The organism is uncultured Roseovarius sp. (genome assembly GCF_947259555.1).
Classification (GTDB): Bacteria; Pseudomonadota; Alphaproteobacteria; order Rhodobacterales; family Rhodobacteraceae; genus Roseovarius.
Map to the genome: position 1 here is coordinate 1 of NZ_CAMYMD010000093.1, position 20,607 is coordinate 20,607.

At 63.0% G+C, this 20,607-nt stretch carries 19 protein-coding genes; 13 read left to right on the forward strand and 6 right to left on the reverse strand.

Features of this window, described 5'->3' with window-relative positions:
- Positions 1-421: M48 family metallopeptidase (locus tag Q0X85_RS15535; protein ID WP_297773428.1), on the reverse strand; the 421-nt coding region annotated here is incomplete at its 3' end.
- A 63-nt stretch (positions 422-484) separates the two neighbouring features.
- Between Q0X85_RS15535 and Q0X85_RS15540 the strand changes: the two genes are divergently transcribed.
- From Q0X85_RS15540 to lpxB, 8 genes are all read left to right on the forward strand, one after another.
- Entirely contained in the window at positions 485-1,639 is a 1,155-nt protein-coding gene (locus Q0X85_RS15540) for an aminotransferase class I/II-fold pyridoxal phosphate-dependent enzyme (RefSeq protein WP_297773430.1), read from the forward strand.
- 128 nt (positions 1,640-1,767) lie between these two features.
- Entirely contained in the window at positions 1,768-1,893 is a 126-nt protein-coding gene (locus Q0X85_RS15545; RefSeq protein WP_297773432.1) for a hypothetical protein, read from the forward strand.
- A gap of 95 nt (positions 1,894-1,988) precedes the next feature.
- Positions 1,989-4,319: an outer membrane protein assembly factor BamA gene (bamA, locus tag Q0X85_RS15550; protein ID WP_297773435.1), complete on the forward strand. Its 2,331-nt coding sequence runs from the start codon at positions 1,989-1,991 to the stop codon at positions 4,317-4,319.
- 2 nt (positions 4,320-4,321) lie between these two features.
- Entirely contained in the window at positions 4,322-4,918 is a 597-nt protein-coding gene (locus Q0X85_RS15555; protein WP_297773437.1) for an OmpH family outer membrane protein, read from the forward strand.
- 75 nt (positions 4,919-4,993) lie between these two features.
- Positions 4,994-5,458, forward strand: coding sequence for a 3-hydroxyacyl-ACP dehydratase FabZ (gene fabZ / locus Q0X85_RS15560; protein WP_297773438.1), 465 nt, complete (start codon positions 4,994-4,996; stop codon positions 5,456-5,458).
- Between the two features lie 4 nt (positions 5,459-5,462).
- Positions 5,463-6,257, forward strand: coding sequence for an acyl-ACP--UDP-N-acetylglucosamine O-acyltransferase (gene lpxA, locus Q0X85_RS15565; protein WP_297773440.1), 795 nt, complete (start codon positions 5,463-5,465; stop codon positions 6,255-6,257).
- 3 nt (positions 6,258-6,260) lie between these two features.
- The gene (gene lpxI / locus Q0X85_RS15570; RefSeq protein ID WP_297773442.1) at positions 6,261-7,166 is read left to right on the forward strand and encodes a UDP-2,3-diacylglucosamine diphosphatase LpxI; all 906 of its coding nucleotides are present in this window, start codon (positions 6,261-6,263) and stop codon (positions 7,164-7,166) included.
- Positions 7,163-8,302, forward strand: coding sequence for a lipid-A-disaccharide synthase (gene lpxB, locus Q0X85_RS15575; RefSeq protein ID WP_297773443.1), 1,140 nt, complete (start codon positions 7,163-7,165; stop codon positions 8,300-8,302). The genes lpxI and lpxB overlap by 4 nt, the downstream gene beginning before the upstream one ends.
- Here the strand turns inward: lpxB and Q0X85_RS15580 are convergent.
- Positions 8,299-8,778, reverse strand: a complete 480-nt coding sequence (locus tag Q0X85_RS15580) for a DUF2059 domain-containing protein (RefSeq protein WP_297773445.1) — start codon at positions 8,776-8,778, stop codon at positions 8,299-8,301. The two genes, lpxB and Q0X85_RS15580, sit on opposite strands and share 4 nt — an antisense overlap.
- 199 nt (positions 8,779-8,977) lie before the next feature.
- Between Q0X85_RS15580 and Q0X85_RS15585 the strand changes: the two genes are divergently transcribed.
- Positions 8,978-10,024, forward strand: coding sequence for an ABC transporter ATP-binding protein (locus tag Q0X85_RS15585; protein ID WP_297773447.1), 1,047 nt, complete (start codon positions 8,978-8,980; stop codon positions 10,022-10,024).
- A gap of 36 nt (positions 10,025-10,060) precedes the next feature.
- Here Q0X85_RS15585 and Q0X85_RS15590 read toward each other — a convergent pair whose 3' ends face one another.
- From Q0X85_RS15590 to Q0X85_RS15600, 3 genes are all read right to left on the reverse strand, one after another.
- Entirely contained in the window at positions 10,061-11,704 is a 1,644-nt protein-coding gene (locus tag Q0X85_RS15590) for a CTP synthase (protein ID WP_297773450.1), read from the reverse strand.
- Positions 11,705-11,876: 172 nt separating this feature from the next.
- On the reverse strand, positions 11,877-12,239 hold the full coding sequence (secG, locus tag Q0X85_RS15595) for a preprotein translocase subunit SecG (protein ID WP_297773452.1): 363 nt from the start codon (positions 12,237-12,239) through the stop codon (positions 11,877-11,879).
- A 404-nt stretch (positions 12,240-12,643) separates the two neighbouring features.
- A complete protein-coding gene (locus Q0X85_RS15600; RefSeq protein WP_297773454.1) occupies positions 12,644-13,042 on the reverse strand; it encodes a DUF6524 family protein in 399 nt (132 codons plus the stop codon).
- Between the two features lie 146 nt (positions 13,043-13,188).
- Here Q0X85_RS15600 and Q0X85_RS15605 point away from each other — a divergent pair, with 146 nt between their 5' ends.
- Both Q0X85_RS15605 and Q0X85_RS15610 read left to right on the forward strand, forming a co-directional pair.
- The gene (locus Q0X85_RS15605) at positions 13,189-14,484 is read left to right on the forward strand and encodes an adenylosuccinate synthase (protein WP_297773456.1); all 1,296 of its coding nucleotides are present in this window, start codon (positions 13,189-13,191) and stop codon (positions 14,482-14,484) included.
- 9 nt (positions 14,485-14,493) lie between these two features.
- On the forward strand, positions 14,494-14,715 hold the full coding sequence (locus Q0X85_RS15610; RefSeq protein ID WP_297773458.1) for a DUF2842 domain-containing protein: 222 nt from the start codon (positions 14,494-14,496) through the stop codon (positions 14,713-14,715).
- Between the two features lie 74 nt (positions 14,716-14,789).
- On the opposite strand, the gene Q0X85_RS15615 is transcribed toward Q0X85_RS15610, so the two are convergent.
- A complete protein-coding gene (locus Q0X85_RS15615) occupies positions 14,790-17,234 on the reverse strand; it encodes an FAD-dependent oxidoreductase (RefSeq protein ID WP_297773460.1) in 2,445 nt (814 codons plus the stop codon).
- 253 nt (positions 17,235-17,487) lie between these two features.
- Between Q0X85_RS15615 and Q0X85_RS15620 the strand changes: the two genes are divergently transcribed.
- Positions 17,488-17,856 (forward strand): hypothetical protein, encoded by a 369-nt coding sequence (locus Q0X85_RS15620; protein ID WP_297773463.1) that lies wholly within the window; start codon positions 17,488-17,490, stop codon positions 17,854-17,856.
- Positions 17,857-18,041: 185 nt separating this feature from the next.
- Positions 18,042-20,468 carry an FAD-dependent oxidoreductase gene (locus Q0X85_RS15625; protein WP_297773465.1) on the forward strand — a complete coding sequence of 809 codons (2,427 nt, stop codon included), beginning with the start codon at positions 18,042-18,044 and terminating at the stop codon, positions 20,466-20,468.
- Positions 20,469-20,607: the final 139 nt, after the last annotated feature.

The following is a 20,607-nucleotide window of genomic DNA, read 5'->3' on the forward strand; positions in this document are numbered from 1 at the left end:
CGGCGAATTCACCGCTGCCGGTCGCCGCGCCCGCGGCTGCGGCAAGCGCGGCGCCGAGGGCGGCCGCTGTGCGTGCATTGCGCGCGTTGATCGGTCGGCGCATCAGGTGGCCATTGGCGATATGCGCTGCCTCGTGCGCAATAACCGATTGCAGCATTGCCGGCGTATCCATGCGCAGGATCAGGCCGGAATGAATGAACATGCTATCGGCGTCGATCACGAACGCATTGAGGCTTGGCGCGTCGATCACCATGATATCCACCCGCGCCGGGTTGAGCCCCGCAGCCCGCAGGATGGGCGCGCCAAGACTACGCAACGCCTGCTCGATATCGGGATCGCGCAGCAGGGTGACGGCGCGCGCAGGCAACGCCAGTGTCAGCGTCAATATAAGAGCGATGCAGAGAGAACGCATAAGCGGCATTGACCTTGGTTGCCTTTTCCAGTGAGACGGGTCGAGACGCGGTCTTAGTCTAGGAGATAACCGATGCGGAACTCAACCCGGTCCGAGGTCGATCCTTTCATTGTGATGGACGTGATGGAGGCCGCACGCCGGGCCGAGGCACAGGGGCGGCACATCATCCACATGGAAGTGGGGCAGCCGGGCACGTCGGCACCCGAAGGCGCGCGCGCCGCGCTTGCGCGGGCGATGGACAATGACCCTATGGGATACACGGTGGCCCTTGGCTTGCCGGAATTGCGCGCGCGGATCGCGCGGCTCTACAAGGAGTGGTACGGGATCGGGCTGAATCCTGACCGTGTGGTTGTCACACCGGGCTCGTCGGGGGCATTCATCCTCGCGTTCACGGCGCTCTTCGATGCCGGAGACAGGGTTGGCATCGGCGCGCCGGGATATCCAAGCTACCGCCAGATTCTGCGCGCGCTCGATCTGGTCCCGGTGGAGATCGAAACTGCGGCGGAAAACCGCCTGCAACCTGTGTCCGGCGATCTGGCCGGGCGGACCCTGAATGGCCTGCTCGTCGCAAGCCCGGCGAATCCCAGTGGAACAATGCTGGACCGCGCGGCGCTTGGCGACTTGGTGTCCGCGTGTCATGCGCAGGGCGCGGCCTTCATCAGTGACGAAATCTACCATGGCATCGAATATGAGACGCGCGCGGTCAGCGCGCTGGAGATCACCGATGAATGCTATGTGATCAACTCGTTCTCCAAGTATTTCTCGATGACCGGCTGGCGGGTTGGCTGGATGGTGGTGCCGGAGGACCAGGTGCGCGTGGTCGAGCGGCTGGCGCAGAATCTGTTCATCTGCCCGCCACATGCAAGCCAGGTGGCGGCCCTCGCGGCGATGGATTGCCACGATGAGCTTGAGGCGAACATGGCGGTTTATCGCCGCAATCGCGGGTTGATGCTGGACGGGTTGCCCAAGGCCGGGTTTGACAGGATCGCGCCACCGGACGGCGCGTTTTACGTCTATGCGGATGTGAGCCACTTGACCAAAGACAGCCGCGCCTTCGCCGCCGAAATCCTTGAACGGGCAGGGGTCGCCGTGACGCCCGGGCTCGATTTCGACGCGCGGCGCGGCGCGGGTACGCTGCGGTTTTCCTATGCCCGCGCCACCGCCGATATAGAAGAAGGGTTGACGCGGCTCGCACGGTTCATGGCAGAGCGTGGGTCGGCTGTCTGAGAAACGATGCGTTATTTTGAAATCGTGGAAGGCGTGTTTCCACGATTTTGCCACATTTCCGGCGCTATCTTGCCCATGCGGTGTGACACGTTCTTTCTGTTTGAAGATGCCGAAAACAGGAGATCATCATGCAACCGATCAGGGACGGATATCGCGGAATGAGCGTTTTGCTCAACATCAACGCGGATCTGTTGCTTTATATCGCAACGCTGAGCGCAGCACTCGTGGCTGCGGGGTATATAGGCACGCTTTGATTTTGGCGTGGCAAAACCCGCCACTCGCGTTTTGACAAGCTCAGGCAGACGGGTTAGTGACATCGGCAATGGGATGTCTGACTGGGTTTGATCGAATGAATATTCGCAACATGGATCGGCCCTTGCGCCGACTGTTTTCCGCTGTGGCAAAGACCGGAGCAGGAAACCTTCTGGCCTTGCTTGTTGCTGCTCTGTTGCTCGCCTCTGGCCAGCCGGCCGATGCGCAATCTTATCGTTTTTCCTCGGTGGCCATCGAGGGAAATCAACGGATCGAACCGGGCACGATCCTGTCATATGCAGGCATCGCGCGAAACGAGACGGTCTCAGCCGGAGAGCTGAACGACGCCTATCAGAATATCCTCGGATCGGGACTGTTCGAAGAAGTCGAGGTCATTCCCCAGGGCAGTCGTTTGTTGATCCGCGTGACCGAGTTCCCGACAATCAACCGCATTGCATTCGAGGGCAATAACAAGCTCAAGGATGAGGACCTCACGGGCTTCATCCAGAGCCAACCGCGTCAGGTGTTCAGCCCGACACAGGCTGAACGGGACGCGGGGATCATCTCCGAGGCCTATACGCAGAATGGCCGCGTGGCGGCACGTGTGACCCCAAAGGTCATTCGCCGAAGCGACAACCGCGTCGATCTGGTGTTCGAGATTTTCGAGGGCCGCAAGATCGAGGTGCAGCGCATCGGCTTTGTCGGCAATCGCGCGTATTCGGATCGGCGCCTGCGCCGGGTCATCGAGAGCAAGCAGACAGGTCTGCTGCGGGCGCTGATCGAACGAGACACATTCGTCGAGGACCGGGTGAATTTCGACCGCCAGGTTCTGACGGATTTTTATAATTCACGCGGATACGTTGATTTTCGGGTCACTGGCACCAACGCCGAGCTGGCGCGCGAGCGTGACGCGTATTTCATCACCTTCAATGTGCAGGAAGGCCAGCAATTCCGGTTTGGGGGGCTCTCGACCGTCAGCGAGATAAACAATGTAGACGCGGATCAGTACCATGATACGCTCAAGGTCAGACCCGGGGTCGTCTATTCGCCAACGTTGATCGAGAACTCGATCGCGCGGATGGAGCGGCTCGCGGTCAAGAACGGTGTCGACTTTCTCCGCGTCGAGCCGCGCATCACGCGCAATGACCGCGACCTGACGCTGGATGTGGAATTCGTGCTCCAGCGGGGCCCGCGTGTGTTTGTCGAACGCATCGACATCGAGGGCAACACCACCACGCTGGACCGAGTGATCCGGCGGCAATTCGAAATCGCCGAAGGTGACCCGTTCAATCCGCGCTCGGTCCGGCAGGCGGCAGACCGTATTCGTGCGCTCCAGTTTTTCTCGGATGTCGAGGTGAATGCCCGTGAAGGCTCGCGACCGGATCAGGTGGTCATCGAAACCGATGTCGAGGAAACCACGACAGGCAGCGTTTCTGTCGGCGCGAGTTTCTCGTCGAATTCCGGGCTTGGCGTATCTCTGGGCTTTTCCGAGCGCAATTTCATCGGGCGCGGCCAGGAACTGACAGCGCGCATCCTCGCGACCGGCGATACGATCAACTACAATCTGGCCTTTGTAGAACCCGCGTTTCTTGGCCGCGATGTCGCGTTTGGACTGGATTTCGCGTTTCAGGAGACCGACGACGACAATAGCCTCTTTGACACAGCAATCGGCACCTTCCGGCCCAGCCTGAACTTTCCGACCGGCGAAAATACGCGGTTCGGCGTGTTCTATAATGCCAGTTACGAAGATATGTCCGATTACAACGGCACCTCGGGCATTTTGCAAAGCGAGATCAACCAAGGCAGTTTGTGGACCAGTGCCATCGGCTATGACTTTTCCTACGACACCCGGCGGACCGGCCTCAATCCCAATGCCGGTGTCCTGTTGTCCTTTGGTCAGGAATTTGCCGGCCTCGGCGGTGACAATGATTACATCAAGACCACCGCGCGTCTTGTCGGTCAGACAACTGTTCTAAATGAGGATGTAACGCTGCGTGCCACGCTTGAAGGCGGTGCTATCGAGTTCTCGAACGGCCAGGACAGCCGCTACATCAACCGGTTCAGTCGTCAGGTGATGCGTGGCTTCGAGCCCAACGGCATGGGGCCGGTCGAAGGGACAGAGCACCTCGGCGGCGATTATTTCGCGGCCCTCAAGCTGGAGGCGGAGTTTCCGCTTGGACTGCCCGATGAATATGGGATCACCGGCGGTGCATTCTATGACATCGGTTCGATCTGGGGCGTCGGTAACAAGTCGGCAGCCACCGGGGCGCTGAATTCCACCGGGTTCGAGCCACGTCACGTGATCGGCTTTTCGGTGTTCTGGTCGTCGCCCTTCGGCCCGATCCGGATGAACTTTTCCAACGCGCTCAAGTCCGAGCCGGGCGATCTTGAACAACAGTTTGACCTGACGGTTCGCACGGAATTCTGATCGTGCGGTACGCGCTTGCCTTGGCGGCTCTGGTTGCGGTTTTGGCCCTTGCGCCGGGGGGCCTTTTGCGGGCGCAGCAGATGGGGGTGATCCAGAGCGATGTCCTGGTGATCGACCCGGAGCGCATGTTGATTGAATCCGACTATGGCAAGCGTTTGCAGGCCGAGCTTCAGGCCGAGCGTGAGCGACTGATTGCGCACAACGAACGCGTCGCCGCAGAGCTTGAAGCCGAGGAACAGGCGCTGACAGGTCTGCGCGCCACAACCCCTGCGTCAGAATTCCGCGCACTCGCGGATTCGTTCGATCAGAAAGTCGAAGAATTGCGCCTCGAAAGCGAGCGCAAGTCCCGCGAACTGGAACGGCGCCGTGACATGGTGCCGGCCCAATTCATGCGCGTGGTGCAGCCCGTTCTCAACGAACTGCTGCGAGAGGCCAACGCGATGGTCATGATCGACGCGCGCGCGGTGATGCTGCACACCGGCGCGGCAGACGTCACCGATCTGGCGATTGCACGGGTCAATGAACGTATCGGCAGTGGCCCCAAGGTGCCTCCGAAGGCGACGCCGGATACCGATCCGGAGCCTGCCCCGGTGGAATAGCCCGAGCGGGCGGCCTTGTCCCCCGCGCTTGCGCTTGCTAGGGACATTTCCAACCTGACGTGAAAGGACTGTCACATGACCGAGCCGCTCAAATCTGCGGATATTCACCAGATCCAGCGGCTGATCCCGCATCGGTATCCATTTCTGCTGGTGGACAAGGTGGTCGATATCGAGGGCTTTCAGACCGCGCGCGGCATCAAGAACGTCACCATGAACGAGCCGCATTTCCAGGGCCATTTCCCCGGACGTCCCATCATGCCCGGTGTCACGATCATCGAGGCGATGGCGCAGACGGCGGCGGTGATGGTGGGCACCGCGCTTGGCATGGAGGACCGCAACATGCTGGTCTACTTCATGGCCATCGACCGTGCCAAGTTCCGCCGCATGGTGGTCCCGGGCGACGTGCTTGAGATGAATCTGGAGACCACGCGCGGCAAGCCGGGGGGCAAGGTCTGGAAGTTTTCCGGCGTCGCCGAGGTCGAGGGCGAGATGGCCGCCGAGGCGGAGTTCACTGCGATGATGGACCTGCCGAAAGAGTAGTCCGATGTCCGAGACGCATATCCACCCCTCCGCCTATGTCGAACCCGGCGCGCAGCTGGGGGCGGGCTGCCAGATCGGGCCGTTTTGCCATGTCGGCCCGGATGTCCGACTTGGAGAGCGGGTCACGCTCAGATCTCACGTCGTCGTCACCGGCGACACCGAGGTGGGCGACGATACGGTGATCTTTCCTTTCGCCTCGATCGGCGAGGTGCCGCAGGATCTGAAATTCAAGGGCGAGCACACTGCGCTGCGCATTGGTGCGCGCAACCGCATCCGCGAGCATGTCACCATGAACACCGGCACCGAGGGCGGTGGCGGTGTCACCAGTGTCGGTGATGACGGGCTGTTCATGGCGGGCTGTCACGTGGCCCATGACGTGCAGATCGGCAATCAGGTGATCTTGGTCAACAACGCCGCGCTTGCGGGGCATTGCATCATCGAGGATGAGGTGATCATCGGCGGTTTGTCAGGGGTGCATCAGTTTGTGCGCATCGGGCGCGGGGCGATCATCGGAGCGGTGACAATGGTGACCCATGATGTCATGCCCTATGGCCTCGTGCAGGGCCCGCGCGGATATCTCGATGGCCTCAACCTGGTCGGGCTCAAGCGGCGTGGCGTGGGTCGGGCCGATATCACCGCGCTGCGCGCCGCCTATCAGATGCTGGCGCAGGGCGAGGGGGCGTTTCAGGATCGTGCGCGCCGTCTGGGCGAGGAGACCGAGAGCGATTACGTGCGCCGGATTGCCGATTTCATCACCGCGGAGTCCGACCGCTCTTATCTGACCCCGGGGCAGGGCTAGGCCATGACCCTCGCGCTCATTGCCGGGCAAGGGGGCGTGCCGCCGCATCTGGTGAAATCCCTGCTGGCGCGGGGCGAGGTGCCGCTGATCTGCGAGATGGCACAGTTCCCCTCCGAGGTGACCGGGGATCTCCCCCGCCTCGGGTTTCGGCTGGAGAGTTTCGGCAATTTTCTGGCGGAGTTGCGGGCGCGGGGAATTACCCGGCTCTGCATGGCTGGGGCAATGCGCCGGCCCGCGGTCGACCCGTCCTTGATTGACGCTGCGACCGCACCCTACATCCCGCGCTTGCAAGGCGCACTGGCAAAAGGCGATGATGGTCTGCTGCGCGAGATCATCGCGATCTTTGAGACGTCCGGCATCGAGGTGATCGGGGCTGCCGGGATCGCCCCCGACCTGCTGCCCGAGCCGGGCCTGCGGATCGGGGGATTACCGGATGGCATCGCCGCCGATCTTGCGGCGGCGGTCGCGGCGCTTGATCAAATGGGCCGCGACGATCTGGGGCAGGCCGTGGTGGTGCGCGCCGGTCGCGTCGTGGCACGCGAAGATGAGCGCGGCACCGATGCGATGCTGGCCGATCTGACGAAAGACGGAGACAGCGGCGGCGGTTGGAGCCTTGATCCGTTTGACATCGCCGATCAGATGATCGGCGGCGCGGCGGACTGGCTGAGTGGTCAGGACAGCCCAACAGAGACCGGCGGTCTGCTCTACAAGGCGCCGAAACCGGGGCAGGACTTGCGCGCCGACATGCCGGTGATCGGCCCGGACACGGCGCGCCGGGTTGTCGCGGCGGGGCTTGACGGTATCGTGATCGAGGCCGGTGGCGTGATGCTGCTGGAGCCTGAAGATGTGCGCGGCGTTCTGGCCGTCGCAGGGCTCTTCCTTTGGGTGCGCCCCGGGGGGACGGGATGAAGGTCTTTTTGGTCGCGGGCGAGGCGTCGGGCGACCGGCTGGGGGCCGCGCTGATGGCCGGGCTGGCATCGCTGACCGAGGTCGAGTTTCACGGTGTCGGCGGCGCGCAGATGCAGGCGCAGGGGCTCGACAGCCTCTTTCCGATGGAGGACCTGAGCGTCATGGGGCTGGCCGAGATCGTGCCGCGCTATCCGCATCTGCGAAGGCGGCTCAACCAGACCGTCGCGGCGGTGCTGGAGTGCGATCCGGATATCCTGATCACCATCGACAGCCCGGATTTCTGCCTGCGCGTGGCGCGCAAGGTCAAGGCCGTGCGCAACATCCGCACCGTGCATTACGTGGCCCCGTCGGTCTGGGCGTGGCGCGCGGGGCGGGCGGCGAAAATGGCGCAGGTGATCGACCATGTGCTCGCCTTGCTGCCGTTTGAGCCGCCGCTGATGGAGGCGGCGGGCATGGAGTGCGATTTTGTGGGGCATCCGGTGGTGGCAGAGCCACAGCCCACGGCAGAGGAGGTCGCGGGGTTTCGCGCGCGGCACGGGCTGACCGATGAGCCACTTCTGATGGTGCTGCCCGGCTCGCGCCGGGGCGAGGTGACGCGGCTCGCACCGGTGTTTGGCGAGGTGGTAGCGCAGATGGCCGAGGCACGGCCCGGGACGCGGCTGGTCTTGCCGACGACAGCGCAGATGGCCCCGCTGGTGCGCGAAGTGGTAGAGGCGTGGGCGATCGCGCCCCTGATCCTTGCCCCCGACAGCCCTGATTTCAAAACCGAAAAGGCCCGCGCCTTTCACGCCGCCGATTGGGCGCTTGCGGCCTCTGGCACGGTGTCGCTGGAACTGGCGGCGTCAGACACGCCGATGGTGATCGCCTATGACATGGCCTGGCTGAGCCGGGTGATCATCTCGCGGATGCTGCGGGTTGATACATTGACGCTGGTCAACCTGGTGAGCGAGACGCGCGCGGTGCCGGAATTCATCGGCGGCAATTGCCGCGCAGAGCAGATTACCCCCGCGCTTTTGACGCTGATGCACGACACCGGCGCGCAACGCGCAGCGATGCGCCTGACCATGGAGCGGCTTGGCCGGGGCGGCGAGGCCCCGGGCCTGCGCGCGGCGCGCGCGATTCTGACCCGTGCCTAGTCGGTTTCGCGGGTCGTGATTTCCTCGATCTTCGGCATCATCTCCGGCATCGCCTTTTGCAGAACCGCCGAAATCATCGGCTGCTGGAGCTGCGCCAGCTGTGGCATCTTGCGCATCACGGCACCGCCATGCTCTGAGGTGTAGAAATCCCGCAGAGCAGTCAGCTCTTCCAACGTCATGATGTCGGCCATGATCGCATCCTGCCGCAGCATCACATCGGTGATCGGCTGTGTCAGCTGCGTGGAAAACAGGCTTTCAATTTCGGCAATCTGCTCGGGTTCGAGAGGCTGACGTGTCGCCGCCATCTGCTGCACCATCGGTTGCCAGAGTTGACGGATGAACTCCTGCACATCCGTGTCGCTCATGGTGGCCTCGACATAGTCCCTGGCCACGGCAAGGCGCGCCTCACGATCGCTCTCGGCATGAGCGGGAAAGGCGAGGCAAAGCGCGAACAGTGTGCCGGTTAGAATACGCATGTGTCAGAAACTCCGCTGAAAAAAACATCGCTACACAAGCACCTCCGGTTTCCCCTGTCAACGGCGCGTCGGCCCATATGGCTTGCATGGGGTCGGGCGGGTTGGTATCTGCATCGGACAAAAACCCGATAGAATTGATCGGAAAGAGCGAGAGGCCAAGGTGCAGACCCCAACCCCCCGACTGGAAACCAGGAACCTGATGCGCCGATACGACGGTCGGGTTGTCGTCGATGATGTCTCGCTCAGGGTCATGCCCGGTCAGGTCACCTGTCTTCTGGGGCCGTCGGGCTGCGGTAAATCCACGACCTTGCGGATGATTGCCGGGGTGGAGATGCAGGACAGCGGCGAGATCTGGGTCGATGGAAATCTGGTCTGCGATACCGTGTTTCGCGTGCCCCCCGAGCGCCGTCAGATCGGTCTCATGTTTCAGGATTTTGCCCTGTTTCCGCATCTGAGTGTGGCTCAGAATGTCGGCTTTGGCCTGACCGGCGACAAGGCGGTGCGGCAAAGACGTATACGCGAATTGCTGGAGCGGGTCGGGCTTGACCAATATCTAGGCGCGTATCCCCATGAATTGTCAGGCGGTGAGCAACAACGCGTCGCCCTCGCCCGCGCGCTCGCCCCGCGCCCCGGTATCATGCTGATGGACGAGCCGTTTTCCGGTCTCGACAACCGTCTGCGCGACGGTATCCGTGACGAAACCCTCGAGATCCTGCGCGAAGAGGATACGGCCGTCTTGCTGGTCACGCACGAACCCGAAGAGGCCATGCGCATGGCCGATGAGATTGCACTCATGCGCGACGGACGCATCGTGCAACAGGGCGCGCCCTATAACGTCTACAACGCGCCCGTCGATCGCAGCGCCATGGCCTTCTTTTCAGAGATCAATGTCATTCGCGGCACCGTGCACGGGGCACTCACCGATACGCCCTTCGGACAGTTTCTGGCCCCGGGTGTCCCGGACGGGCAAGAAGTCGAGATCGTCATTCGTCCGCAGCACATCAAGATTGATTTCGACCGCCATGGACGTGGTCCCAATCCCACGCCCCGTGACGGCACCCCGGCGCGCGGTGTGGTTGAGAGAGCACGATTCATGGGGTCTGAAAGCCTTGTCGAATTTCGTATGGATCATGACGGATCGTTGCTGAAGGCAACTGTTCCAAACGTGTTTTTGCCCAAGCCCGGCAAATCGCTCTGGCTCATGATTCGCCGTGACCGGTGTTTCGTCTTTCCACCCGTACGCTGAGTGCGCGCGCTGTCAGGCCTGCCGAGTGGCGCGGCGTTACACCAGCCGCGAGGTATCCACCGCCGCGCGCACGAAATCAGCAAAAAGCGGGTGTGGTGCGAAGGGTTTGGATTTGAGTTCCGGGTGATACTGCACGCCGATGAACCACGGGTGATCGGACCACTCAACGATTTCCGGCAGGCGGCCATCGGGGGACATGCCCGAGAAGGTCAGGCCGCACTCCTCAAGCTTGTCGCGATACTTGGTATCGACCTCGTAGCGATGACGGTGGCGTTCGTCGATCTGCGTCGTGCCATAGATCTGCGCGACCCGGCTGCCGTCCCGTAGTACCGCGTCATAGGCGCCGAGGCGCATGGTGCCGCCCTTGTCGTCGCTGACATTGCGTTGCACCTTCTCGTTGCCCTGCACCCATTCCTTGAGGTGGTAGACCACCGGCTCAAACCGTTTCTTGCCCGACTCAAGGTCGAATTCCTCAGAGCCCGCGTGTTTGAGCCCGGCGACGTTGCGCGCCGCCTCGATCACCGCCATCTGCATGCCGAGGCAGATGCCGAGATAGGGGATCTTGCGGGTGCGGGCAAACTCGGCGGCCTTGATCTTGCCCTCAGTGCCGCGCTCGCCAAAGCCGCCCGGAACCAGAATGGCGTGAAAGCCCTCAAGATGCGGGGCGGGGTCTTCGCGCTCGAAAATCTCGGCATCGACCCATTCGACATTGACCTTGACCCGGTTGGCCATGCCGCCGTGAATGAGCGCCTCCTTGATCGACTTGTAGGCGTCTTCCAGCTGCACGTATTTGCCGACGATGGCGATATTGACCGCGCCGTCGGTGTTGTGGATGCGGTCCACGACATCCTGCCAGACGGTGAGGTCGGGGCGCGGCGCCGGGCTGATCTGGAACGCGTCGAGCACGGCCTGATCGAGCCCTTCATGGTGATAGGCGAGCGGGGCCTCGTAAATCGACTTGAGGTCATAGGCGGCGACGACATGTTCCTTGCGCACGTTGCAGAAGAGCGCGATCTTTTCGCGTTCCTTGTCGGGGATCGGCTGTTCGGAGCGGCAGACGAGGATGTCGGGGGCGATGCCGATGCTCTGCAATTCCTTGACCGAGTGCTGGGTCGGCTTGGTCTTGAGCTCGCCGGAGGCGGCGAGATAGGGCAGCAGGGTCAGGTGCATGAAGATGCATTGCCCGCGCGCCCGGTCATGGCTGAACTGGCGGATCGCCTCGAAGAAGGGCAGCCCTTCGATATCGCCCACGGTGCCGCCGATCTCGCACAGCATGAAATCAACTTCCGTCTCGCCCACGGCGAGGAAGTCCTTGATTTCATTGGTAACATGGGGGACGACCTGAATGGTCTTGCCAAGGTAGTCGCCGCGCCGCTCACGCTCCAGCACGTTGGAATAGATCCGGCCCGAGGAGACGGAATCAGTGATCCGGGCCGGCACCCCGGTGAATCGCTCGTAATGGCCGAGATCGAGATCGGTTTCGGCCCCGTCATCAGTGACGAAGACCTCGCCGTGCTCGAACGGCGACATCGTGCCGGGATCGACGTTGAGGTAAGGATCGAGTTTGCGCAAGCGAACCGAGAAGCCGCGCGCCTGCAAGAGCGCGCCGAGCGCCGCCGAGGCCAGACCCTTGCCAAGCGAGGAAACCACGCCGCCGGTGATGAAGATGTAACGTGCCATGCGCGCGCAAAGCCCCCCGTGATACTGCGTTTGTGATGCTTGATCAAAAGCCCGGAACGGCCCTGAAAAGGCCATCCATCACGGGATTTAACCAATAGAGGATTCGCGAGGGATGCGCAAGCCGACCGCAAGATCATGTTGCGGTTCAGGCGTGGCCCTCAATCATTTGTGGTCAGTCGGCGGTCGGTGTCAGCGGCGCACTGTCGCCCGAGGGCGGCGGTAGGAGCGTGTCTGTATCGGGCAGACCTGGGGCGCTCTCCTCGACCGGGGCGGGCTGGTTGCCCAGGCGGTCGAGCACAGAACTGCCCGCAGACTGCTGCGCCGCGATGATGGTCAGAGTGATCGAGGTGGTGATAAAGGCCGCCGCCAAGAGCCATGTGACCTTGCCCAGTGCCGTCGCTGCGGCACGGCCCGTCATGGCCCCGCCGCCGCCGCCGCCCATGCCAAGCCCGCCACCCTCGGAGCGTTGCAGCAACACCACACCGATGAGCGCGAGCGCCAGAAGCAGGTGGATGGTCAAGACGACGTTTTCCATGGGTCACAGGGCCTATTACTTGATCGCGGTCTGCGCGGTATCTATGCAATTCCGCCGCCGCCCGCAACCCGGCAATGTGGGAGGCTTTGGCGGAGGGGTGTTCTTGTGCGGGGTGCCGAAGAAACTCAGCCGGGGCCGGGTGGAAACGGAGCCTTCATTCGTGCCGGGCTATCAATGACATGCTCCGCCCGATGTGTTGGTCGGGATATGGCCGGAAGTTGCCGTTGCCATGAGCCGCGCATCATCGTGCCGCGGTGTGGCGATCCAATGTTAATTTGGCAGTGCTTTATGCCAGCCAAGCCCGAAAAACATCCGAGCGCAGAGCATGTTGCAGCCAAATCGCCGCGCCGGGGGGCGGCACGGCGATGCGCGGCGGCCTTCGGCCGCGTTTCGCGCAGGGTGCTTCAATCAATGTCAACATCATCCATATCCGCCTGACCCGAGAGCTTGCGGCGCACGTGAGACCAGCTGAGCCCGATGCCGAGCACAAGCGACAGCGCCACCAGCGCCAGCCAGACATTCAGCGTGGGATTGTCGAAGCTGATCAGCCCGAAATCATGCAGCACCCAGACAAGCGCCGCCGCGATTGCCAGCACCAACCCCATACCGAAACCGCCGATTGAACGCAGCGTGGCGCGCAGGTAAATGATATAGCCGACCAGCAGGACCAGCCCGAGCAGCACCGTCAGCGGCATCTGCGCAGTGAAATTGGTGCGCGCCCAAGTGGTGAAATTCCACTCGGTCGGGTTGAAGGTCAGCGCCAGCAGCACGAAGGCCACCGCCCATCTTGCCAGAAATCCCATGTCACCCCCGCTTTTGCACTCTACGACACCGATGTGCCGCAGGGCGGGCGCGCTGTCCAGTGGGGCGCGGTGATTTAGGTGTTTCGCCCGCGTGCGCGCCCCGTTATACCGGCGCGCGGTTTGGACCAAATGCCGAGGGGTAAATCATGGCAAATGTCGTAGTCGTCGGGGCCCAGTGGGGGGACGAGGGAAAAGGCAAGATCGTCGATTGGCTGAGCGAGCGCGCCGACGTGATCGCGCGCTTTCAGGGGGGCCATAATGCTGGCCACACCCTCGTGATCGACGGCAAGGTCTACAAATTGAACGCGCTGCCCTCGGGCGTGGTGCGGGGCGGCAAGCTATCGGTCATCGGCAATGGCGTGGTGCTCGACCCGTGGCATCTGGTGAATGAGATCGCGCAGATCCGCGAGCAGGGCGTGACGATCACCCCCGAGACGCTGATGATCGCCGAGAACACGCCGCTGATCCTGCCGATCCATGGCGAATTGGACCGCGCCCGCGAAGAGGCCGCGAGCAAGGGCACCAAGATCGGCACCACCGGGCGCGGCATCGGCCCCGCCTATGAGGACAAGGTGGGCCGACGCGCGGTGCGGGTGGCCGATCTGGCCGATGAGCAGACACTGATCGCGCGGGTGGACCGGGCGCTGCAGCATCACGACCCGCTGCGCCGGGGACTGGGGATCGAGGCGGTGGACCGCGAGGCGCTGATCGCGCAGCTGATCGAGATCGCACCGCAGATCCTGCCCTATGCCGCGCCCGTGTGGAAGGTGCTCAACGAGCAGCGCCGGGCGGGCAAGCGCATTCTGTTCGAGGGCGCGCAGGGCGCGCTGCTGGACATTGATTTCGGCACCTATCCCTTTGTGACCTCGTCAAATGTCATCGCGGGCCAAGCGGCGACGGGTGTCGGGATCGGGCCGGGCTCGATCGATTACGTGCTGGGCATCGTCAAGGCCTATACCACCCGCGTGGGCGAGGGGCCGTTTCCAACCGAGTTGCAGGACGAGGACGGTCAGCGATTGGGCGAGCGTGGGCATGAGTTCGGCACGGTGACCGGGCGGCAACGGCGCTGCGGCTGGTTCGATGCCTGCCTGGTGCGGCAGACCTGTGTCACGAGCGGAGTGACCGGCATATCCTTCACCAAGCTTGACGTGCTCGACGGCTTCGAGACGCTCAAGATCTGCGTCGGATATGACCTTGAGGGCAAGCGGCTGGATTACTTGCCGATTGCCGCCGAGGAGCAGGCCCGCTGCACGCCCGTCTACGAGGAACTGCCGGGCTGGTCGGAGTCGACCGAGGGCGCGCGCAGCTGGGCCGATTTGCCTGCCAACGCGATCAAATACGTGCGCCGCGTCGAAGAGTTGATCGACTGTCCGGTCGCGCTACTCTCCACCTCACCGGAGCGCGAGGATACCATCCTGGTGACCGACCCGTTCGCGGATTGAGGAGGCGGAATGCTCAGTTACAAGGCCCGGAAACGCTGGTCGCTGGTGGTGCTTCTGGTGGGGCTGCCCGCCTATATCGTGGCCGCCGTGAGCCTTGTGAACTGGATCGACCGACCGTCGATCTGGATCGAACTGCTGGTTTATGTGGGGCTGGGGTTTGTCTGGATCATCCCGCTCAAGCGGCTGTTTCTCGGCGTCGGTCAGTCCGATCCGGACGAACGCCAGGATTAACTTTGCCTTTCACTGTTCTGAAAATACTCAAATAAACCCCGGTGCAAATCATCATCTGCGCCGGGGTTTTGTGATCAGCCCCGCATCCGCGCCCCGTCGGCGTCAAAGAGCGGCTCGGTGATGAGCGTGGCGGCGCGGCGATGGCCGAGGATCTCGATTTCCGCTGTCAGCCCGTCCTGCGCGCGCGCGGCCGGAATGAGGGCGAGGGCAATGGATCTTCCCGCGTGGTGGGAATAGCCGCCGGAGGTGCAGAAACCGTGCACCTCGCCGTCGATCCAGACCGGCTCGTATCCGTTCACATCGGCATCTTCCGCCTCGACCTCAAAGGCGACGAGCGTGCGCGCCGGTCCTTGCACACGTTCCGCCTCTGCCGCCGCGCGGCCGATGAAATCGGTGTTCTTTTTCCACGCGATGAACCGGTCCATGCCGGTCTCGCCGGGGGTGTAATCGGGCGAGAACTCGCGCAGCCACGCGCCGAAGAACCGGTCGAGCCGCAGCGACATCATCGCGCGCATGCCGAAGGGTTTCATGCCGTGCTTTTGCCCCTCGGTCCAGAGCACATCCCACAGCGCGCGTTGTGCCATCGGGTCGCAATAGATCTCGTATCCGAGATCACCGGTGTAGCTGACGCGCTGAATGAGGCAATCGACCATGCCGAGGACCGCAGAGCGGATATCCATGAATTTCATGTCCGCGAGCCTGTCGCGGGTGCAGGCGGTGAGCACGTCGCGCGCGCGGGGTCCCGCAATCTGGAAGCCGTTGAGCCGGTCGGAGATGTTCTCGACCCGGACGCCCGTCGCCTCGTTCTGGGCGAACCAGCGCATGTGGAACGCCTGCGCGCCGTAGGAGGCGGTGAGCTGGAAGGTCTCGTCATTGAGGCAGGACACGGTGAAATCGCCCCAGAGCCGTCCCTTGGGCGAGAGCATCGGGGTGAGCGAGAGCCGCCCGGGCTTGGGGATGCGTCCGGCCATGATCCGGTCGAGCCAGTCGCGGGCTCCTTCGCCGCTGACGAGGTATTTGCCGAAGTTATGGACCTCGTTGATGCCGACGCCCTCGCGCACGGCGCGGACCTCGCGCGCGGTGGCCTCCCACGCGTTGGAGCGGCGGAAGGAGGGGGTCTCGAAGCGTGGATCTTTTTGTTGGCCTACCGCTTCGCTGCTTGAGGCCCCATAGCCCTGCGCGAAGTAGTTGACCACCTCCAGCCCGTATTGCGCGCCCCAGACGGCACCCATCTGATCGAACACGTCATACATCGGGGTTTGACGGAAGGGGCGGGCGGCGGGAAGCTCCTCGTTGGGGTAGGAGACGCTGAATCTTTTCTGATAGTTTTCAATGACTTTCGGGCGGGTATAGCCCGGGCTGATCCAGTCGCCGAAGCGGGCCACGTCCATGGCGGTGACGTCGCGTTCGCACTCCCCCTCGGTCATCCATTGCGCCAGCATCAGGCCGACGCCGCCGCCTTGGGAAAAGCCTGCCATCACGCCGCAGGCCGACCAGTAGCCGCGCAGGCCGGGGATAGGCCCGACCAGCGGGTTGCCATCGGGGGCGAAGGTGAAGGGGCCGTGGATGACCGATTTGACCCCCGCCTTTTCGAGCACGGGAAAGCGGCGGTAGGCAAACTCGATGCTGGCCTCGATCTTGTCGAGGTCGTCGGGCAGCAGTTCATGCCCGAAATCCCACGGTGTGCCGTCCACCGCCCAGGGTTTGCAGGGCTGCTCGTAGAAGCCGATACACAGCCCGCGCCCCTCTTGCCGCAGATAGCTTTCGCCCGCCGGGTCCATGACATGGGGGTGTTCGGTATCGCGGCTGTATATCGTCGGTATTTCGTCGGTGACGATATACTGATGCTCCATCGGGTGCAGCGGCAGGTAAACGCCCGCCATCGCGCCCACCTCGCGGGCCCAGAGGCCGCCTGCGTTGACCACGTGGTCGGTGTGGATGGTGCCCTTGTCGGTCACCACGTCCCATGTGCCATCGGGGCGTTGGTTGGTCTCTTGCACCATACAATGGGTCTCGATCTGCGCGCCGCCCATGCGCGCCGCCTTGGCATAGGCGTGGGTGGTGCCCGACGGGTCGAGATGGCCGTCCAATGGGTCATAAAGCCCGCCGATGATGCCGTCGGTATTGGTGACGGGCGCGATCTCGCGAATTTCGTCGGGCGTGACGATCTCGGTCTCCAGTCCCATGTAGCGATGCTTGGCGCGCTCGGCCAAGAGCATGTCGAAACGGTCGCGGTTGTCGGCGAGCGTCACGCCGCCCACATGATGCAGCCCGCAGGACATGCCGGTGATCTCTTCGAGTTCTTTGTAGAGCCGGATCGTATAGCCCTGAAGCGCGGCCATGTTGGTATCGCCGTTGAGGGTGTGAAACCCGCCCGCCGCGTGCCAGGTGGAGCCGGAGGTGAGCTCGGAGCGTTCCAGCAGCATGACATCGGACCAGCCCAGCTTGGTCAGGTGATAGAGCACGGAACAGCCGACGACACCGCCGCCGATCACGACCACACGGGTGCTGGTTTTCATGTCACGCCTCCTTGATGATTTTGGCCGAGCCTGCCTGCCGCGCTGGAAAGATCATGTCTATCTGCGACAAATGCTGACGTATTTGGATCGGGGCATGGTGCCGTGATTTCGAGGAGGGGAAGGCTGCTATGGAAAGAACTTTGCAGAAAAACAACCATAAGAAGAATCCTTGAAAAGATACTCAGCTTAATATAAAAGATTATTATCCGCAGTAATTAGCGGGAACTTTAACTTTTCTAAGGAGGCCTTTGAAATGGCACAAGATTTTTATGAATTTGACAGTGAAGCCGTTGATGCCGCGCTCGACGCCGCACGGCGCACCCATTCCGGAAATGAAAAGCTTCAGAACCTGACCGCGGAGTCGGGTTTGCCCATGGTTGGGGCGCATATCGCGGTGGCGGCGCAATGCATTGCCGTGACCATCTCGAACAATCAGGTGTGCCTCACCCTGCCTTTGGGGCTGGGCAAGCATTGCCTTCACCTGCCGGTGCATATCCCCAACGGGACGGCGGCGCAGGCCTGTCTGACGATCTGCACCCATTTCGGCATCCCGACCGGTGTCAAGGTGTCGGTGGTGGTGGCAGGAAGCACGGTGTTCAGCCAGACCTTCGGTGCTTGCTGAACCGGGTCAGCCCCCACTGACCTGACCGTTTGTTCCGGCCCTGCGGCCTGCCCCTTCGGTGGCAGGCCGTGTTTTCGTTGTTTGGTGGTGCCTTGTATTACCGCGACAAAACATGTCGGAAACCGGCAATCGCCGGGGCGGTGTGCGCTTCAGGGTGAAGGGCGAGAGAAACCCGAGGGATACCCATGAAGACCCATGCACAGGCTGTCGTGATCGGCGGCGGCGTTATCGGATGCTCGATCCTCTACCATCTGGCCAAGCTGGGCTGGAGCGACGTGGTGCTGCTGGAGCGCGACGAGTTGACGAGCGGCAGCACGTGGCACGCGGCGGCCAATATCCACGGGCTGCATGACAGCGCCAATATCAGCCGTTTGCAGCACTACACGATGAACCTCTACAACGCGCTGGAGGAGGAGACCGGGCAAAGCTGTGGGGTGTTTCAACCCGGCTCGCTCTATCTGGCGCAGACCGAGAACCGCGCGCATCAGCTGCGGTTGCAGGCGGCCAAGGCCAAGCTTTATGGCATGAATTTCCACGAGATTTCGCGCGACGAGGCCGAGCGGCTGCACCCTTTGGTGAATTTCGACGGCATCCGCTGCATCATGTACGAGCCCGATGGCGGCAATGTCGACCCCTCGGGTGTGACCAATGCCTATGCGGTGGGGGCGCGGCAGCGGGGTGCGGAGATCCATCGATTCACGCCGGTGATGGCGACGCTGCCGCAGGCGGACGGGACCTGGATTGTCGAGACGCCCAAGGGCAATATCCACACGCCCTGGGTCATTAACGCTGCCGGTCTGTGGGGCCGTGAGGTGGCCAAGCTGGCGGGGATCGAGCTGCCCTTGCAGCCCACCGAACACCAGTATTTCGTGACCGAGACGATTGCCGGGATCGAAGGGCTCGACCGGCGCCTGCCCTCGGTCGCGGACCGGGACGGGGAATATTACCTGCGGCAGGAGGGCAAGGGCCTGCTGATCGGGGCCTATGAGCGCGACATGCGGTTCTGGGCGGAAGAGGGCACACCCTTGGATTTTGCGCATGACCTCTTCCCCGACGATCTGGAGCGGATCGAGGACAACATGATGCGCGCCATCGACCGGGTGCCGGTGGTGGGCGAGGCGGGGATCAAGCGGGTGATCAACGGCCCGATGATCTGGTCGCCCGATGCCAATGTGATCCTTGGACCGGTGCCGGAGCTGAAAGGCTATTTCTGCTGTAACGGGATCATTCCGGGGTTCAGCCAATCGGCGGGCATGGGCTGGATGGTGGCGGAATGGCTGGTGCATGGCGAGATGAAATACGACATGTTCGCCTGGGATATCGCGCGGTTCGGCCTCTGGGCCAATGACCGAGAGTTTGTGAAGGCGAAGGTCAACGACCAATACGCGCATCGCTTTGCCATCCATTATCCCAATGAGGAGCGCGCGGCGGGGCGGCCGCTGCGGGTGCGGCCCGCCTACGAGATCCAGCGCGAGATGGGCGCGGTCTTTGGCCTCAACTATGGCTGGGAGCATCCGCTGTGGTTTGCGGACACGCCCGGCACCGTCGATACCAACGGCTTTACAAGGCAGAACTGGTGGGGGCCGGTGGGCGAGGAGGCCCGCATGCTGCGAGAGCGGGCGGGCATCATCGACATCTCGAATTTCGCCAAGTACCGGGTCAAGGGGCCGGGGGCGGAGGGCTGGCTCAACGCCGTCTTCGCCAACCGGATGCCGCGCGCCGTGGGCCGGTCGTGCCTGACGCCGCTGATTGGCGTGCGCGGCGGGATTGCCGGGGATGCGACGGTGACGCGGCTCGCGGAGGATGAATTCTGGGTGATCTCCTCGGGCATGGCGGAGCGCTATCACAAGCGGTTTTTCGATGCGGTGCCGCTGCCGGAGGGGACCGTGTTCGAGAGCCTGACCGAGGCGGTCTGCGGCTTCAACGTGGCGGGGCCGCGCTCGCGTGAGATGTTGCAGCGGCTGACCAATGCGTCGCTCAGCACCGAGGATTTCCCCTTCATGCGCTCGGCGAGGGTGGAGATCGCGGGGGTTGCGTGCGTGGCGCTGCGGGTGAGTTTCACCGGCGATCTGGGTTGGGAGTTGCATTGTGCCGCGCAGGATCAGGCGCGGCTCTATGCGGCGCTGATCGAGGCGGGGCGCGATGTGGGCGCGGGGCCGGTGGGCAGCCGGGCGCTGATGAGCCTGCGGATCGAGAAAGGCTATGGCTCGTGGAGCCGCGAATACAGCCCCGAATACTGGCCACAGGAGGCCGGGCTGGCGGGGCTGTGCAAGATGGAAAAGGAGTTCCTGAACAAGGCGGCGCTGGAGGCCGTGATCGGCGAGGCGCCGCGCGAGCGGCTGGTGCTGCTGGCGCTGGAGGAGGCGGATGTGACTGCCTCGAATGCAGATGCAACGGGCGGCGAGCCGATCTTGAAGGATGGTGTGGGCGTGGGGCGCGTGACCTCGGGGGCTTACGGCTATGCGGTGGGGATGAGCCTGGCGCTTGGATATGTGAAGGGCGATGCCGGTCCGGGTGATGCGGTGGAGGTGATGGTGCTGGGCCAGCCGCACCGCGCGCGCATCCTGCATGAGCCGCCGTTCGATCCGGAGGGGGTGCGGCTCAGGGTGTGAAGGGTGTTGCGGTTGGCCTTGAGCGGACATTGGGGGGTCAGAAACAAGCCGCGCGGTGCCTGACCGCCGGGTGGGCGCAGCAACCTCTGTGGATCGCACTTTATGCCAGCCAAACACTCCCGCGTTTTCAATGGCTTGA

What these genes read in the sequence shown, in the direction of transcription:
- Q0X85_RS15625 (WP_297773465.1), top strand. Translation starts at nt 18,042, where the DNA reads ATGAAGACCCATGCACAGGCTGTCGTGATCGGCGGCGGCGTTATCGGA.
- Q0X85_RS15605 (WP_297773456.1), top strand. Translation starts at nt 13,189, where the DNA reads ATGGCAAATGTCGTAGTCGTCGGGGCCCAGTGGGGGGACGAGGGAAAA.
- fabZ (WP_297773438.1), top strand. Translation starts at nt 4,994, where the DNA reads ATGACCGAGCCGCTCAAATCTGCGGATATTCACCAGATCCAGCGGCTG.
- Q0X85_RS15615 (WP_297773460.1), bottom strand. Translation starts at nt 17,234, where the DNA reads ATGAAAACCAGCACCCGTGTGGTCGTGATCGGCGGCGGTGTCGTCGGC.
- secG (WP_297773452.1), bottom strand. Translation starts at nt 12,239, where the DNA reads ATGGAAAACGTCGTCTTGACCATCCACCTGCTTCTGGCGCTCGCGCTC.
- Q0X85_RS15600 (WP_297773454.1), bottom strand. Translation starts at nt 13,042, where the DNA reads ATGGGATTTCTGGCAAGATGGGCGGTGGCCTTCGTGCTGCTGGCGCTG.
- bamA (WP_297773435.1), top strand. Translation starts at nt 1,989, where the DNA reads ATGAATATTCGCAACATGGATCGGCCCTTGCGCCGACTGTTTTCCGCT.
- Q0X85_RS15620 (WP_297773463.1), top strand. Translation starts at nt 17,488, where the DNA reads ATGGCACAAGATTTTTATGAATTTGACAGTGAAGCCGTTGATGCCGCG.
- Q0X85_RS15540 (WP_297773430.1), top strand. Translation starts at nt 485, where the DNA reads ATGCGGAACTCAACCCGGTCCGAGGTCGATCCTTTCATTGTGATGGAC.
- Q0X85_RS15610 (WP_297773458.1), top strand. Translation starts at nt 14,494, where the DNA reads ATGCTCAGTTACAAGGCCCGGAAACGCTGGTCGCTGGTGGTGCTTCTG.
- lpxI (WP_297773442.1), top strand. Translation starts at nt 6,261, where the DNA reads ATGACCCTCGCGCTCATTGCCGGGCAAGGGGGCGTGCCGCCGCATCTG.
- lpxB (WP_297773443.1), top strand. Translation starts at nt 7,163, where the DNA reads ATGAAGGTCTTTTTGGTCGCGGGCGAGGCGTCGGGCGACCGGCTGGGG.
- Q0X85_RS15590 (WP_297773450.1), bottom strand. Translation starts at nt 11,704, where the DNA reads ATGGCACGTTACATCTTCATCACCGGCGGCGTGGTTTCCTCGCTTGGC.
- Q0X85_RS15585 (WP_297773447.1), top strand. Translation starts at nt 8,978, where the DNA reads ATGCGCCGATACGACGGTCGGGTTGTCGTCGATGATGTCTCGCTCAGG.
- Q0X85_RS15545 (WP_297773432.1), top strand. Translation starts at nt 1,768, where the DNA reads ATGCAACCGATCAGGGACGGATATCGCGGAATGAGCGTTTTGCTCAAC.
- Q0X85_RS15580 (WP_297773445.1), bottom strand. Translation starts at nt 8,778, where the DNA reads ATGCGTATTCTAACCGGCACACTGTTCGCGCTTTGCCTCGCCTTTCCC.
- lpxA (WP_297773440.1), top strand. Translation starts at nt 5,463, where the DNA reads ATGTCCGAGACGCATATCCACCCCTCCGCCTATGTCGAACCCGGCGCG.